The sequence below is a fragment of the Blautia sp. An81 genome (assembly GCF_002161285.1).
GTDB lineage: Bacteria > Bacillota > Clostridia > Lachnospirales > Lachnospiraceae > Blautia > Blautia ornithocaccae.
Genome location: NZ_NFHH01000008.1, coordinates 109,684 through 124,964, shown reverse-complemented (window position 1 = coordinate 124,964; position 15,281 = coordinate 109,684). Strand labels below are relative to the sequence as shown.

Below are 15,281 nucleotides of genomic sequence, written 5' to 3'. Positions count from 1 at the left end.
ATTCCTCACTCCAGTTCAAATTGTCCGGTATATAACTGATAATAACGTCCTTTCAGGTCCAGAAGCTCTTCATGGCTGCCTCTCTCAATGATCTCCCCCTTTTCCAGGACCATGATCGCTTTAGAATTACGTACTGTGGATAGCCTGTGGGCAATCACAAACACCGTTCTTCCCTCCATAATGGCATCCATTCCTTTCTCTATGAGCCTTTCTGTCCGGGTGTCAACAGAGCTGGTGGCTTCATCCAGGATCAGCACCGGCGGTTTTGCCACTGCTGCCCTGGCAATAGCCAGCAGCTGTCTCTGGCCCTGGGAAAGATTGCTCCCATCGCTGTACAGCATAGTATCATATCCCTTTGGAAGCCGCCGGATAAAAGAATCCGCATTAGCAATCCTGGCTGCTTCTTTTACTTCTTCCAGTGAAGCGTCCAGCCTTCCATAACGGATATTGTCTGCAATGGTCCCGGTGAACAGGTGGGTCTCCTGGATGACCATAGCCAGGGAGCGGCGAAGGTCATCTTTTTTTATATCCCGTATATCTATGCCGTCATAGGTGATAGTTCCTGACTGGATTTCATAAAAACGGTTAATGAGATTGATAATGGTGGTCTTTCCCGCTCCTGTAGAACCTACGAAGGCTATTTTCTGCCCTGGTTTTGCGTACAGAGAAATACCATTTAAAATCTTCCTTTCCGGCACATAACCAAAAACCACATCATGAAACCGCACATCTCCCTTTAACGGCACCAGTTGTTTTGTATCCGGCAGTTTCCATGCAAACCTGCCTGTATACTCCTCTGTCTCTTTCAGAGTTCCATCTTCCTCCCTGACTCTGCAGAGAGTTACCTTTCCCATGTCTTCTTCCGGTTCTTCCTCCATCATCTCAAAAATCCGCTCTGCCCCGGAAAGAGCTGCCAGGAGGAAATTCACCTGCTGGGTAAACTGGTTCAGAGGCATGGCGCTCTGGCGCACGTAGACCAGATAAGAGGCCAGACTCCCGATGTCCAGCAGTCCCATAAGAGTAAAGAGCCCGCCCACACAGGCAGAAACCGCGTAGTCTACATAAGACAAGCTCACAATGGTAGGAACCATCATGCCAGAAAAGGTCAGGGCATTGGTAGACTCCTTTCTAAGGTTCTCGTTCATCTCGCAGAAGGCCTCAAAATCCTTTTTCTCATGGTTGAACACTTTCTCTACCTTCAGCCCTGCAGTCATTTCTTCCACAAATCCATTAATCTTCCCCAGTTCTGCCTGCTGCCTTTGGAAGTATTTCTTGCTTCTCTGGCCGTTAAACTTAATAAATGCAAACATAATAAGGAGAAACGCCACTACGATCAGGGACAGCTGAAGGCTTAATACCATCATCATGACCACTGTACCGAACAGCATCATAAAGCTCTGTATGATCATGGCAAAACTATTGTTCATTGCCTCCTGTACCGTATCCACATCGTTGGTAAAGCGGCTCATAAGTTCCCCATGGGTATGGGCGTCAAAATACTTCAGCGGAAGTTTCTGTACATGAGCAAAAAGATCTGACCGTATTTCCTTTACTACCTTTTGAGCAGAGCGTATCATCAGCTGATTGTATCCCAGCGTGGCAAGGGCTCCGCAGATATACATCACTGCCATTCCGGCCACTGCCAGAAGAAGCCCCTCTCTGTTACCAGGGAGGATAAATTTGTTGATCACTGGCTTCAAAAGATAAGTTCCCATAATATTCGCTCCCGCGCTGACAAACACCAGAAGAGCCACCAGCATGAACATCCACTTATGCAGTCCCAGATATTTCATAAGGTGGAGAAGTGTTTTCTTTGTATTCTTCGGTCTTTTATATCCTACATATTTTGCCATTACAGCTCCACTCCTTCCTTCTGTGAATCATAGATCTGCCGGTAGATCTCATTTCTCTCCAGCAGGGCTTCATGGGTTCCTATATCATTTACCTTTCCATCATCCAGGATAAGGATCTGGTCTGCATGGCGTACAGAAGAAATCCTCTGCGCAATGATGATCTTTGTCATATCCGGCAGGTATGTTTTCAATCTCTCACGGATCTTCCCCTCTGTAGCCGTGTCAACGGCACTGGTGGAGTCGTCCAGTATCAGCACTCTGGGACGCTTCAGCAGAGCTCTGGCAATACATAGTCTCTGCTTCTGCCCTCCGGATACATTTACTCCGCCCTGCCCCATTTCTGTTTCGTAACCCTGGGGCAGCCTGGAAATAAATTCATCTGCACAGGCAATCCTGCAGGCCAGTTCCACTTCCTCCTGAGATGCATTTTCATTTCCCCATTTCAGATTTGAAAGAAGGCTTCCGGAAAACAGGGTATTTTTCTGGAGCACCATGGCAATGGCATCTCTTAAATGTTCCATAGGATACTCCTCCACCGGTATTCCATCTACCCGGACAATTCCCCTCTCTGCCTCATAAAGCCTGGGGATCAGCTGGACCAGAGTTGTCTTGGCAGAGCCTGTCTGCCCGATGATCCCCAGAGTCTGTCCCGGCTCTATATGGAAGGAAATATCGGAAAGAACATACTCTTCAGCATCCTTTTTATATTTAAACCATACATGGTCAAAGTCGATTTCTCCCCGTTCTACCTGAATGTCTCTGGCCTTTTCATCTGTAATGTCTACTTTCTCATCAATCACTTCCATAATCCGGACTCCTGAAGCAATAGAGCGGGTCATCATCAGAAATACATTTGAAATCATCATCAGAGAATTCAAAATCTGGAGTACATAGCTGAGAAATCCTGTCAGCTCCCCTACTTCCATTTTTCCTGTGTTGATCAGTCCTCCGCCAAACCAGAGGATACTCAGGATCGTCCCGTACATGACGAACTGCATGGCAGGCATATTCAAAGCCGCCAGCCGGAAGGCCCTTTCCGACTGTTCCTTCAGGTTCTCATTTCCTTCCTCAAACTTGGCATTTTCGTAATCTCCTCTTACATAAGCCTTTACCACACGAACTGCCGCCAGGTTTTCCTGTATGATCCGGTTCACATTATCAATGGCCTCCTGCATGACACCATAAAGAGGGCGGACCTTCATAGTGATACAAAACAGCAGACAGGCCAGAACAGGAAGGGCTACCAGAAACACCACCGCCAGTTCCCGGTTGATGGAAAAGGCCACGGCTGTAGCCGCCACCAACATCACCGGCCCTCTGCAGAAAGGCCGCATTCCTGTGGAAACGGTATTCTGAATATTAGTCACATCGCTTGTCAGCCTGGTGACAAGGGAAGATACCCGAAAATGGTCAATATTGGAAAAGGAATATTTCTGAAGCTTCTCATATTCTGCCCGGCGGAGCTCCGCACCCAATCCCTGTCCTGCCAGGGCCGCAAACCTGGCGCTTCCCACACCCAGGATCAGGGCAATGATACCGCAGATAACCATCTCCAGACCTTTTCTGAAAATATACTCTTTGTCCCCTGCAGCCACTCCAATATCTACCAGGTCCGCCATAATAAGGGGAACGATCAGCTCAAAAACAGACTCTGCACTGATACAGATAAGAGCCAGCAGCGCATATTTTTTATACTGATGCATATAGGAAAAAAGCCTTCGAAGCATAGTTGCACCTCCAATTATTGTATATACAACTATTGTATGTCTCAATTAAATCCATGTCAATCTTTACCTCTTCTCAATCTCAAGGAGCTTGAGGACTTTGTGTGCAGCAGCTCCTATAGAATAAAACGGAGCTATTGCATTAATGAAAACCGGGAATATTAATGCAATAGCTCCGTAATCTGTAATTTATTTTTCCTGAGTCCTGGTACACTAGTGTACTGACACGATCATTTTCAAACTAATGACGCTGGATGGATCTTTCAGTCTCCAAGGCGGCGGAAGGAAGCCACTGCTGCCGCAATGGACAATGCTGGAGAATAAAATGGAATCAGCGTAGACTGAAAAGCATGATACAAATCTGATTTTCCCGGCCATACAGTACCGATCACCTGGTTGTGTTCGTCCAGCTGATGGAACCAGGAACCATTGAAATGATCCATGACCGTCTCGTCCAGATACTTCATAAACTCTGCGTAATACTGGCCATACTCCGCTTTTCCTGTAACGTGGTACAGCACAGAGGAGGTATTGATCGCCTCTGCCAGAGTCCAGTGCATACGGTCATGGACTACCGGTTTGCCTTCCCAATCTGTAGTATAAACAATACCGGGAGCTCCATCTGCGTTCCATGCGTCTTTCACTGCACGGTTAAAGAGATTTTCTGCTGCTTCTATGTACCTGGCAGCTCCCTGAGTGTCTTCCTTATATGTAGACAGAGCCCACTGTGTGATCAATCTTGCCCATTCAATACCGTGTCCCGGAGTAGCCCCGTATGGCTTAAACTGATCTGCCGGCTGATCCTTATTACATTCCAGATCCGGTGTCCAGTCTTTGGTGAAATGCTCCGGAATCCTCCACTGGTTATCTGAAGCCCATCCCAGTACATGGTCAATGATCCTGCCCGATCTCACTCTGTATTCTTCCTTTCCGGCAGCATCAGCTACCGCCAGAAAAGCCTCTACTGTATGCATATTGGCGTTCAGTCCCCGATAGTCATCCAATACCGTGAATTCTGTATTCCAAGTATCACAGGAAAGTCCTTCTTCCTCATTCCAGAACCGAAGATCATAGAGCTTCAGGGCATCCTTTAAAAGTTCCTCTGCTCCCGGTCTTCCTGCCAGAAGTGCCGATGTTGCTGCCAGGATCACAAAGGCATGGGCGTAACACTGTTTATTTGGAAGGATCTGGTCCTCTGCTGTAAGGCCTGCATACCAGCCTCCGTTTTCGGTATCGTGAAGTTCTTCACGAAGACCTTTCAGCCCTGCATCCGCCAGCTCCTCGCTGCCCGGGTGTCCCAGAAAAGTGCCGATACTATATACATGGGTCATCCTGGAAGTGATCCAGGTCTCACGGTTTCTTTCCTTCCAAGGGGTTCCGTCATCTCCCAGATAATAGGAACTGCCCTTGGGAGACGGAAATCTGTGTCCGAAGTTCAAAAGGTTTTCCCGGATCTCATCCTGAAATTTTTTGTTTTCTTCTGTGTCAATCTGATATTTTTTCAATATCTCGCTCATTTTCATTACCTCGCTGCTTTCTTCATATTTTAACGGGTCCCAGAGCCGTATCTGCTTTTGCAGGTGATCCTGGGTCGGCTTTCCAGCTTTTTCGCCCTGATATCCTGATGTTCTTTTATTATACTATCCCAGCAGCAAGGCTTCAATTGAATTCTTTCTCGAAACAGTGAAAAAAAAACGGGGATGTCGCATTACAGCCACGCTTTATACAATTCTTCAATGGAGCGGAATATATAATCCGGCCCGTATTCACAGGCTTCTCCTTCCTCTCTTGTGGCCTCTCCTGTAAGGACCAGAGCGGTTTCCACACCGGCGTTATGGCCGCAGAGGATATCTGTGTAAAGCCGGTCCCCCACTACCAGGGTTTCCTCTCTGGAGAAATGGTTCAGCTTCAGGGCATAATCTACCATGGCAGTGCCCGGTTTTCCAAGATAGATTGGTTTTCTCTTCACCGCATGTTCCAGCATCTGGCAGATGGCCCCGCAGTCCGGCACATAGCCGAATTCGATAGGGCACACATAGTCCAGATTAGTAGCCAGGTAATCTACCTTACAGGTGCTCAGGACCTGACAGGTGTCCTGTATCTTTTCATAGGTCAGCTGGTTGTCATAGGAAACCAGGACACAGGCAATATCCTCATCCATACAGTCTGTTGTTACATGGATCTTATTCTTTTTCAACTCCCGGATCAAAGATTTGGTTCCCATCACATAGATCAGCTTTCCGTCATAGTGCTTTTTCAGATACTGGACCGTGGCAAAAGAGGCGGTGACAAAATTGGTATAGTCTGTCATCACTCCCAGTTTCTGGAAAGACAGGATATAATCTTCTATACTTCTTGTAGAATTATTGGTAATAAAGGCAAACTGTCCGCCGCTGTTCTTCACTGCCTTCAGAAATTCTCTGGTGCCGTCGATCAGCCGCTGTCCAATGCACACCGTGCCGTCAATATCCAGGAGGAAGAGGCGCTTATCTTTTATAAATCCATTATCCTGCAGCATTTTCCACCTGCCTTCTCACAGTAAGGGCAGTATCCGGATAATTGGTGATCACGGCTTCCAGATCTTCCTCTATGAATTTTTTCATATCCTTTTCACGGTTTACCGTCCATACCCGGACTTTCAGGCCGCTTGCCTTATATTTTTCCAGAAAGTCCGCCATATACAGATGAAAAACTGCCGGGTGCAATCCACATACCCCTGTATTCTGAGCATACTTTTCCACATCCAGCATCACATCGCTGTATAAATAAGCGGTTTCCGCTTTCTCGTCCAGGCTCCGTACCTTCTGCACGCTGTAGTGGTTAAAAGAAGAATAGATCACCCGGTCTTCCATGCCTGCTTCCTTTACGATCTTCATAGTCTTTTCTTCAATATCCGGATACCAGAAGATTCCGGTCTTCAGTTCAATATTCACTTCCATCTTTCCCGGCTTTACCAGTTCCAGCACTTCCCTTAAAGTAGGGATCTTTACCCCTTTATATTTTTCCATATGATTATGGAAAGAAAATTTTTTCAGTTCTGCCAGGGTATAGTCTCTTACATAGCCTTTGCCCGTGCTGGTCCGGTCAATGGTCTCATCGTGGATCACCACCACTTCCCCGTCTTTTGTAAGCTGGACATCCAGTTCGATCCCGTCTGCTCCCTGCTCCTGGGCCAGATGAAAAGCCTGAAGCGTATTTTCCGGCGCATATCCGCTGGCGCCTCTGTGTGCAAATACTTTTGTCATAATTTCTTTTCCTTCTTTCCGATATTTTGTCTGACTGCTTATCCTTCCAAGTCTGAGGTACAAAGAAGACCGCCCGTAAAGGGGCGGCCCTCATTTACCTGTCTACGGCTATTATAACATGATGTTTCCAATGTGCAAGGTTGGGAAATTCTTTATAAAGATCCCCCGTCACTGCCCAGCGGTTTCTCTGTCTCAGCCATTTACCAGATTGTATTCCTCAATGGACTTGTTAATGGTATCGGCCATATTGGATACAGCTTCATCTACATTCACTTCACCGTTCAGCATACTCTCAATCTCTGACTCCACAGTTGCCCTTGCCTCAGAGAAGACGCTTAACAGTGCTCCTACATACTCCGGTGAAGAATCATGGAGCTGGTCGATAGCTGTCTGGAACTGAGGATACTGAGCAATGTTATCTTTGAATACCTGCTCTTCCTGAGCTGCAACAGTTACAGGGAAATATCCGGTCTGTGCATTCCAGTAAGCCTGAGACTCCGGAGAGATCATAAATTTCACAAACTCCCAGGTAGCTCTTAATTTCTTAGGATCGTTGTTGTTCAGTGCCCACAGAGAAGCGCCGCCGATAGATACGCCGCCCTGGTCTTCATCTGTAATAGATGGGAAGTAAGCGGTACCTACTTCAAATTTTCCGTTTACATCCTGAAGGATCTGTTTCAGAGAAGCTGTAGATGCCAGAGTAATGGCAGATTTTCCTGCGGAGAAATCTGCAAGACCTGCATCTCCACCTTTACCAACGATAGGCGCATATCCTGCGTCAGAAAGATCTTTCCATGCGTTCAGGATATTTGCAGCTCCGCCGTTCTCATCAAAAGCAACTGCTGTAGCAGCCTCTTCTCTTCCGTTACCGTTGTTTGCATAATCAAGGCCCTGTTTTCCAAGGAACTGTTCAAAGAACCATCCATAGATAGACAGAGACATAACTTCTCCGGCGCCGCCTTCATTCAGCAGCTGATCACCGATCTCCAGAATTCCTTCCAGGCTGGTAGGAATCTCTGTAATCCCTGCCTGCTCAAACATATCTACATTATAATACATAAGAGGAGTAGAGGAGTTAAAAGGCATGGAATAAAGCTGATCGTCAATAGTATAGTAAGCTGCCAGGTTTGGCTCGATCTGGGAAACATCATAATTATCCTGGTCGATCATCTCCTGCATGGGAATGATCCAGCCGGAATCGATCATGAATCTTGTACCGATCTCATATACCTGTACCAGATCTGCACCCATGTTTCCGATCTGGGCACTTCTCAGCTTGTTCAGGGCGTCATCATATTCCCCCTGATACTCAGATACAACGGTGATTCCCAGTTCATTCTCTTCATTGAACCGGTTTACCAGCTCATCAATAGCCTGGCCGTTTACGCCGCCCATAGAATGCCAGAAGGTGATCTCTGTACCGTCTACCTCATCGGCTGCCGCCATTGTCACTGTTTCTTCAGCGGCTTCGCCCTCTGCAGAATCTGCAGTGGTATCACCTGCCGCCTGCTGATCAGCAATGCTCTGTCCGCCGCAGCCAGCCAGTGCGCCTGCTGCCATAACGCCTGTCAATAATAAAGATACGATTTTTTTCTTCATTCTTACTCTCCTTTTTTCAATTAACCTTTTACCGCACCGGAGAACATACCCCGGATCAGCTGTTTCTGTCCCACAATAAAGATAGAAATTGAGGGAATAATAACAATTACCACACCTGCCACCATCATAGTCAGTGACTGGGAATCCACACTGTTCAGCATACTGATACCGATCTGCACTGTTCTCATCTCATTAGAACCGGTTACCAGCAAAGGCCACATATACATATTCCATGCATTGATAAAGGTATATACAGCCATTGCTCCGATAGCAGATTTTGTCAGCGGGATCAGGATCCGCACAATAAATTTCAAATTGCTGCATCCGTCCAGTTTCGCTGATTCATACAGAGAAATCGGGAAGGACATATAAAACTGACGGAACAGGAAAATTCCCATTGCTGATGTCAGGTAAGGCACGATCAATACAGGATAAGTATCCAGCATTCCCAGATTACCTACAGTCAGATAGTTTGATACTATTGTTGCTTCCCCGGGAACCATCATAGTCGCCAAAACGATCATAAACAGTACATTCCTTCCCTTAAACTCCAAAAAGGAGAAAGCAAAAGCTGCAAGAGAACAGGTAATGATCTGCCCGATAGTAATGGAACCTGCCATAACAAAGGAGTTAACAATAAATCTCAGCAAAGGTACATTTACAAATGCATCTTGAAAGTTCTGCAAAGTAGGATGCTTCGGAAGAAGATTCAGCTCAGTGGTAAACAGTTCTCCTGAAGGCATAAATGCAATGCTGACTGCATAAAGCAAAGGAAGCAGGATCAAAAGTGCAAATATAATGTTTCCTGCCAGAAGGCCCCCTGTACGGATTCTTCTCTTAGTCAGTGCCTTGGCATTCATTTCCTTTTTTAAAGCCAGAAGCTGCTCTCTGCTGATAGTTTTCTGGCCGCTGATGGTAGCTGCATTACTAGACTGACTCATTAGTAGCTTACTCCTTTCTTTTCAAGTCTGAACATAATCAGTGTAATGATCATGATAATAATAAACAGGATCACGGACTGAGCTGCGGCACTTCCGAAACGGTAGTTAAAGAAAGCGTCACGGTAAATGGAATACACGATAACATTTGTCGCCTCGTCCGGGCCTCCTTCGGTCAGGATCTTGATCTGTCCAAAGGACTGAAATGCCTGGATAATATTTACAACCAGTGTGTAGAACATGATCGGAGAAAGTCCCGGCAGAGTCAGGCTGAAGAACTGCTGCACGCCGCTTGCTCCGTCTACGGAAGCTCTCTCATAGATGGTCTCGTCAATATTGCCCAGCCCTGCTGAGAAATACAGAAAGTTAATGCCGCTGTTCAGCCAGGCAGTCAGGATCGCCACACAGACCAGGGCAGTGTCGGGATCATTCAGCCAGTTAATATCCAGCCCTGTAAGTTTGTTCACAATACCAACAGTAGGGTGGAGCATGATCTGGAAGATCATTGCCGCAGAACTGGAAGCAATAGCCATAGGCAGGGCATATGCGGTACTGAAAGCCCGGATTCCCGGGAAAGCCTTGTTGCACAGAACCGCTGCGATCAGGCCCAGGAGCATGCCCCCGATAACTACGATCACAACAAAGATCAAAGTTACCTTCAGACTGTTTCTGAATGATTCAGAAGTAAGAAGGTCTATATAGTTCTGCATCCCTACAAAAATCTTAGCCTGTCCCATTCTGTCTGTCAGGAAAAGGCTGAGATAAATGGTCTTGAAAAAGGGATAGAACAGGAATATGGCGAACACCAGCATACATGGGATCAGATAGCAGTATGGGGTCCAGTTTAATTTTTTCTTCTTCCCTGTGTTCATTACCGAATCTCCTCTCTGTAATAAATGTTTTCTTCTGTATCTTTATCAAAGATGTGGATCCTGTCCGTGTCAAAGTAAAAGTCCGCTTTCTCTCCGGTCTGGGTCTGATTCTCCGGACTTAACCTTACCGCATGGGTTTTGCCCTGGGCGTCAAAGTAAAGAATAACCTCAGCTCCCAGCATTTCTCTGGCAGAGACAGTTTCTTCCAGCCCCTGGGTGTCCATGTGGATGCCTCTTTCCTTTGCCTCTTTGTAATCATAGACGTCTTCCGGACGGATTCCCAGGACTACCTTTTTGTTCATCTCTCTCTGTCTTGCGACTTCCGCTTTCTCGCCTCTTAAGAAGACTTTCTTTCCAAGCTCGCTGCCGCCCAGATAGACCACAACTTTTCCCTCTTCCTCTCCTACATAGGCGTCGAAGAAGTTCATGGAAGGAGAGCCGATAAAACCTGCCACAAAAAGGTTTGCCGGATTGTTGTAAAGCTGGATAGGTGCTTCTACCTGCTGCACTACACCGTCTTTCATAACCACGATCCTGGTTCCCAGGGTCATGGCCTCGGTCTGGTCATGAGTTACATATATAATCGTCGTTTCCAGTTCTTCATGAAGCTTTGCCAGTTCTACACGCATCTGGGCTCTCAGTTTGGCATCCAGGTTGGACAGGGGTTCATCCATAAGGAAGGCCTTTGGTTTCCGGATAATAGCGCTTCCGATAGCCACTCTCTGTTTCTGACCTCCGGAAAGGGCAGCCGGTTTTCTGTCCAGAAGATGTTCGATCTCCAGGGTCTTGGCCACTTTATGTACTCTCTCATCAATTTCCTTTTTTGGAACCTTACGGATTTTCAGAGCATAGGCCAGGTTTCCATACACGGTCATGTTGGGATACAGAGCATAGTTCTGAAATACCATGGACAGCCCCCTGTCCTTTGGTTCATAATAATTGCAAAGGTCTCCATCGATCCATAGTTCTCCATCGCTGATATCCTCCAGTCCTGCGATCATGCGCAGCGTGGTGGACTTGCCGCAGCCGGAGGGGCCAACAAAGATGATGAATTCCTTGTCCTGGATATCCAGGTTAAAGTCTTTCACTGCAAAGTGCCCTTTGTCATACTCTTTACATACATTTCTTAATGTAATCTCTGACACGGCGTTTTCTCCTTCCTTCTTTTAAATCTTGTAAATTTTCTACACGCATTTTTTTACTCGAACAGTTGATATTTTAAGCAGTAAATTATTTTTAAACTATCGCATTTGTAGAAAAACTACGTAAAATCTCTGTAAAAGCATCCCGCCCAGAGAGCTTTTTACCCTATGGTCTCAAAGGGGTACTCGACAAATTCGCATAAAATGTATAAATGTTCCTGACATACGATCAATGCAACAGCTCCATAGAGTCAAAGACCCTCGCGGCAGTCGCCAAATGGACATGCGAGCATGCCCGCTTGGCTCGTTGCTCGCGGGAATAAAAAAGCGGATATTTTTACATCCTTTCCTTTCTGCTCTGTACATCTGGAAGGAATGTAAAAATATCCGCACTTTGGGACAAATATGAAAACTCTTATTTTACATCATATATATTACTTTCTCTATTATTCAAATCTATAGTACCGGTTAATATGAAAGTAATATTCTTCATGGCGGTCTGTGATTCCTGAAGGTGAGATTCTGGACATATCCATCATATAGTCATGAAGTTTCTCTTTGAATGTTCTTCTCTCTTTCTTTTCTTCTCTCTTATTGCTCATAAGTCAATGCCTCTTTCCTTTTATTCATCTTTTTCAGCTGAATCTTAGCACCAATTCAGGGAGACTTCAATAGGTTTCCATGGAATTCTCCCTTTTGCTCTTTTCTGCTTTATTATGGTAATCTGTTCAAAATCATATCTGCTCTTATCAGCGGATGTTTCATACATTTTTTATGCACTTTGTTTCTTCTTTCCCTCTCCCATCGTTTATATGACCAGACATCTCCAAATTTTTTTGTATTTTTTTCGTGTCGATGCATGTCACATATTGCCATATTTTAAAAAAGCTTTATAATAATAAAAGATAAATTTTATCTGCCGGAGATTCTTCCGGAAATCCCGACTGAATTTTGAAGCATAAATAAATAGTATAATAATATAGAAGTAAAACGAGGGGACATATATAATGCAGAAAAGGAAAAAATATCCGCTTTCCCGGCGGATACGGAGATTTTTCAAAAAACAGTTCCGAAATCCTCGAAAACGGCTATTCCTGGAATTGGCCGCTGTGGCAGTGATCATCGGAATTGTTATTTTTATTGCCCTGTCAGGACAAAATATTGCAACAGATGATGTTAAAGAGGGAGTTGCTTACATAGAAGGACTGGAGGCCACTGACACTGCTTCCATTGAAGAAGAGTTGAGACAGCTGCGCAGAGCTGAACGTAAAGCAGCTCTGGAAAGCGGCGACCTGGACGTGTGGGCGCAGTTCACTGATATAGCCATTATGGGCGATTCCAGAGCTATGGGATTCTCTTCTTATAATCTGGTAGATGAAAGCCATGTTTTTGCTGCTTTAGGAGGAACTATCCAGGACATTGACACTTATACTGACCAGCTGGTCAGTTTAAACCCCTCCAATATCATTCTTTGTTATGGTCTTAATGATGTTGGATATTGGAGCAGCGTAAATGACTATCTCTCAGATTTGGACAAGACCATTGAAGAACTGCAGACCCTTCTTCCTCAGGCTATAGTTTATGTAAACTCAATTATCCCTGTTACCTCCTCTGCTCTTGAAAGCTATAGTAAGGAAGTTTCTGAAAGGATACAGGATATCCCAGATTGGAACGAGGCCATCAGCCAGCATTGTGAGGATAACAGTATTCCTTATATCGATATTACAGAAGAAGTAGAAACCCACAGAGATCTCTATGATGTGGACGGAATCCATATGCAGAAAGCCTTTTATGAATACTGGGCTATTGATATGATCACGGAGGTGACTGAAAATGAATAATAAGTCTATCTCTGTATTAACAATCATCCGCATCGCCATGGTTGCGGCTCTTCTGGTCTTTGTTATTGTCCTCCAGGCTGGAGATAAAAGCAGCAGCGCCTCTTTGGAAGATGTTACAGAAAGTGTAGTAGATACTCTGGATCTGGAGGGAATGCAGGAAAGCAATAACCGGATGTTCCAGAAATTTTATGGACTGAACCCTGAAGATTATGAAGGTGTTACCCTGTACTCCCCTGCCAGCAATATGGATGCTCAGGAACTTTTGATCATTAAATTAAAAGACAACTCTCAGGCAGAAGCTGTAACCGAAGCCATTAACACACGGCTGGAAACCCAGATGAACAGCTTTGAGGGGTATGGGATTGAACAGTATGCCATGCTGGAAGACCATGTTCTGGATGTACAGGGAAATTTCATCCTCTATATCGTACATCCCGATGCCGGACAGGCTGATGAAGCCTTCCGGAACAGTTTATGATAAAAATAATCAGAAAGGATATTAAAATATGATATTCAGCAGCATTTTCTTTCTTTTCGTCTTCCTGCCCATAACTCTGCTTTTGTACTTTCTGGTGCCCTGGAAGCTGAAAAATGCAGTTCTTCTCATTGTCAGTCTGATTTTCTACGCCTGGGGAGAACCTGTATATGTATTTCTGATGCTTTTCAGCATTGTCTTTAACTATATAAGCGGAATTGAAATCCATAAATATCGTGAGGATGATAACCAGAAATTTCTGCGTTTTAGCTTCTGGTTTACAGTAGCAGTCAACCTGGCTATTCTCGGATTCTTTAAATACTATGGATTCCTGCTGGACAATATAAATGCCATCCTTCCTGTGGATATTCCCTACCGGGAGCTGGCGCTTCCCGTAGGTATTTCCTTTTATACCTTCCAGACCCTTTCCTATATCATCGATGTATATAAAGGAGAGGTTCCGGTGCAGAAAAACTTTATAAATTTCGGCACTTACGTTACCATGTTTCCTCAGCTCATTGCCGGTCCTATTGTCCGCTATGCAGATATCGACGCCCAGCTTGTCCAGAGGCAACTGAGTCTCTACAAATTTGGTCAGGGCGTTGCCTGGTTCCTGAGAGGTCTTGGGAAAAAAGTCCTTCTGGCAAACAATATCGGTATGACTTTCGACGCCATTGTGGCTATTGCCCCTGATCAACGTTCTGTTCTCACAGCCTGGATCGGATGCCTGGCTTACGCCATGCAGATCTACTTCGATTTCAGCGGTTATTCCGATATGGCAGTAGGGCTTGGAAAGATGTTTGGCTTTGAGTTCGTACGAAACTTCAATTATCCATACATATCCAAAAGTATTACGGATTTCTGGAGAAGATGGCATATCTCTCTGAGCACCTGGTTCCGGGAGTATGTATATATTCCCCTTGGAGGCAACCGGGTATCCAGGCTGAAGCACGTACGGAATATCCTGGTGGTATGGATGCTCACAGGTTTCTGGCACGGAGCTGCCTGGAACTTTATGTTCTGGGGCCTTTACTATGGTCTGCTCCTTCTTCTGGAAAAATATTTCCTGGCGCCTAAGCTTCAGAAACTGCCGGATATAGTCCAGCAGATTTATTCCTTTGTGCTGGTGTTATTGGGCTGGGTACTGTTTTTCTCTTCTTCCCTGACAGACGCTTTGGCGTACCTGGGAAATATGTTTGGCATCGGCGGCCATGGGGTCATTGATTCTACCGGTCTGTACTACCTTGCAGGAAATCTGATTCTTCTGGTAATCTGCTTTTTCTGCGCCACTCCCTTTGTGTGGAAGAAATTCCGAAAGTTGGCTCTGAAGCCGGGAAATTCTCCTTCCATAGGGGCTGTTGTAGTCTACACTGCCATATTTGTTTTTTCTATCGCCTACCTGGTGAACGCAACTTACAATCCTTTCCTTTACTTCCGATTCTAGGATTAAGGGAAATACTTTTATAGAAGGAATCATTCAGTTATTATGAAAAAAAAGCGATTAACCCCTGAAGAAAGGCAAAAAAAGAGGGCCAGGATATATCGGCAAAGAACTGGAAAAATTTATTTCAGGATTACCTGTATTTTCCTTC

The 15,281-nt window shown here is 45.4% G+C and carries 13 protein-coding genes; 3 read left to right on the top strand and 10 right to left on the bottom strand.

Annotated elements, in window-relative coordinates; translation table 11 throughout:
• Window positions 1–5: 5 nt before the first annotated feature.
• From B5G33_RS09030 to B5G33_RS21095, 10 genes are all read right to left on the bottom strand, one after another.
• Window positions 6–1,853 carry an ABC transporter ATP-binding protein gene (locus B5G33_RS09030; RefSeq protein WP_087417414.1) on the bottom strand — a complete coding sequence of 616 codons (1,848 nt, stop codon included), beginning with the start codon at window positions 1,851–1,853 and terminating at the stop codon, window positions 6–8.
• Window positions 1,853–3,580, bottom strand: a complete 1,728-nt coding sequence (locus B5G33_RS09025; protein WP_087417413.1) for an ABC transporter ATP-binding protein — start codon at window positions 3,578–3,580, stop codon at window positions 1,853–1,855. The genes B5G33_RS09030 and B5G33_RS09025 overlap by 1 nt, the downstream gene beginning before the upstream one ends.
• A 260-nt stretch (window positions 3,581–3,840) precedes the next feature.
• A complete protein-coding gene (locus tag B5G33_RS09020; protein ID WP_087417444.1) occupies window positions 3,841–5,094 on the bottom strand; it encodes an AGE family epimerase/isomerase in 1,254 nt (417 codons plus the stop codon).
• A 191-nt stretch (window positions 5,095–5,285) separates the two neighbouring features.
• Window positions 5,286–6,095, bottom strand: coding sequence for an HAD-IIA family hydrolase (locus tag B5G33_RS09015; RefSeq protein ID WP_087417412.1), 810 nt, complete (start codon window positions 6,093–6,095; stop codon window positions 5,286–5,288).
• Window positions 6,082–6,822: a glycerophosphodiester phosphodiesterase gene (locus B5G33_RS09010; RefSeq protein WP_087271003.1), complete on the bottom strand. Its 741-nt coding sequence runs from the start codon at window positions 6,820–6,822 to the stop codon at window positions 6,082–6,084. The genes B5G33_RS09015 and B5G33_RS09010 overlap by 14 nt, the downstream gene beginning before the upstream one ends.
• Before the next feature lie 192 nt (window positions 6,823–7,014).
• Window positions 7,015–8,421, bottom strand: coding sequence for an ABC transporter substrate-binding protein (locus B5G33_RS09005; RefSeq protein WP_087417411.1), 1,407 nt, complete (start codon window positions 8,419–8,421; stop codon window positions 7,015–7,017).
• Window positions 8,422–8,441: 20 nt separating this feature from the next.
• Window positions 8,442–9,281, bottom strand: a complete 840-nt coding sequence (locus B5G33_RS09000) for a carbohydrate ABC transporter permease (protein ID WP_442856321.1) — start codon at window positions 9,279–9,281, stop codon at window positions 8,442–8,444.
• An 80-nt stretch (window positions 9,282–9,361) separates the two neighbouring features.
• Window positions 9,362–10,231, bottom strand: a complete 870-nt coding sequence (locus B5G33_RS08995) for a carbohydrate ABC transporter permease (protein WP_087417410.1) — start codon at window positions 10,229–10,231, stop codon at window positions 9,362–9,364.
• A complete protein-coding gene (locus B5G33_RS08990) occupies window positions 10,231–11,376 on the bottom strand; it encodes an ABC transporter ATP-binding protein (RefSeq protein ID WP_087270878.1) in 1,146 nt (381 codons plus the stop codon). The genes B5G33_RS08995 and B5G33_RS08990 overlap by 1 nt, the downstream gene beginning before the upstream one ends.
• 443 nt (window positions 11,377–11,819) lie before the next feature.
• A complete protein-coding gene (locus B5G33_RS21095) occupies window positions 11,820–11,975 on the bottom strand; it encodes a glutamyl-tRNA amidotransferase (protein WP_140403126.1) in 156 nt (51 codons plus the stop codon).
• 405 nt (window positions 11,976–12,380) lie between these two features.
• Between B5G33_RS21095 and B5G33_RS08985 the strand changes: the two genes are divergently transcribed.
• From B5G33_RS08985 to B5G33_RS08975, 3 genes are read left to right on the top strand one after another with little or no spacing between them, the layout of a single operon-like run.
• Window positions 12,381–13,214: a GDSL-type esterase/lipase family protein gene (locus B5G33_RS08985; RefSeq protein WP_087417409.1), complete on the top strand. Its 834-nt coding sequence runs from the start codon at window positions 12,381–12,383 to the stop codon at window positions 13,212–13,214.
• On the top strand, window positions 13,207–13,692 hold the full coding sequence (locus B5G33_RS08980) for a DUF4358 domain-containing protein (RefSeq protein WP_087417408.1): 486 nt from the start codon (window positions 13,207–13,209) through the stop codon (window positions 13,690–13,692). The genes B5G33_RS08985 and B5G33_RS08980 overlap by 8 nt, the downstream gene beginning before the upstream one ends.
• 28 nt (window positions 13,693–13,720) lie before the next feature.
• Window positions 13,721–15,133 (top strand): MBOAT family O-acyltransferase, encoded by a 1,413-nt coding sequence (locus B5G33_RS08975; RefSeq protein WP_087270868.1) that lies wholly within the window; start codon window positions 13,721–13,723, stop codon window positions 15,131–15,133.
• Window positions 15,134–15,281 lie beyond the last annotated feature (148 nt).

Coding starts and splice junctions, on each gene's coding strand:
- B5G33_RS09010 (WP_087271003.1), bottom strand. CDS start 6,822: ATGACAAAAGTATTTGCACACAGAGGCGCCAGCGGATATGCGCCGGAA.
- B5G33_RS08995 (WP_087417410.1), bottom strand. CDS start 10,231: ATGAACACAGGGAAGAAGAAAAAATTAAACTGGACCCCATACTGCTAT.
- B5G33_RS09030 (WP_087417414.1), bottom strand. CDS start 1,853: ATGGCAAAATATGTAGGATATAAAAGACCGAAGAATACAAAGAAAACA.
- B5G33_RS09020 (WP_087417444.1), bottom strand. CDS start 5,094: ATGAGCGAGATATTGAAAAAATATCAGATTGACACAGAAGAAAACAAA.
- B5G33_RS21095 (WP_140403126.1), bottom strand. CDS start 11,975: ATGAGCAATAAGAGAGAAGAAAAGAAAGAGAGAAGAACATTCAAAGAG.
- B5G33_RS09005 (WP_087417411.1), bottom strand. CDS start 8,421: ATGAAGAAAAAAATCGTATCTTTATTATTGACAGGCGTTATGGCAGCA.
- B5G33_RS09025 (WP_087417413.1), bottom strand. CDS start 3,580: ATGCTTCGAAGGCTTTTTTCCTATATGCATCAGTATAAAAAATATGCG.
- B5G33_RS08985 (WP_087417409.1), top strand. CDS start 12,381: ATGCAGAAAAGGAAAAAATATCCGCTTTCCCGGCGGATACGGAGATTT.
- B5G33_RS08975 (WP_087270868.1), top strand. CDS start 13,721: ATGATATTCAGCAGCATTTTCTTTCTTTTCGTCTTCCTGCCCATAACT.
- B5G33_RS09000 (WP_442856321.1), bottom strand. CDS start 9,281: ATGAATGCCAAGGCACTGACTAAGAGAAGAATCCGTACAGGGGGCCTT.
- B5G33_RS09015 (WP_087417412.1), bottom strand. CDS start 6,095: ATGCTGCAGGATAATGGATTTATAAAAGATAAGCGCCTCTTCCTCCTG.
- B5G33_RS08980 (WP_087417408.1), top strand. CDS start 13,207: ATGAATAATAAGTCTATCTCTGTATTAACAATCATCCGCATCGCCATG.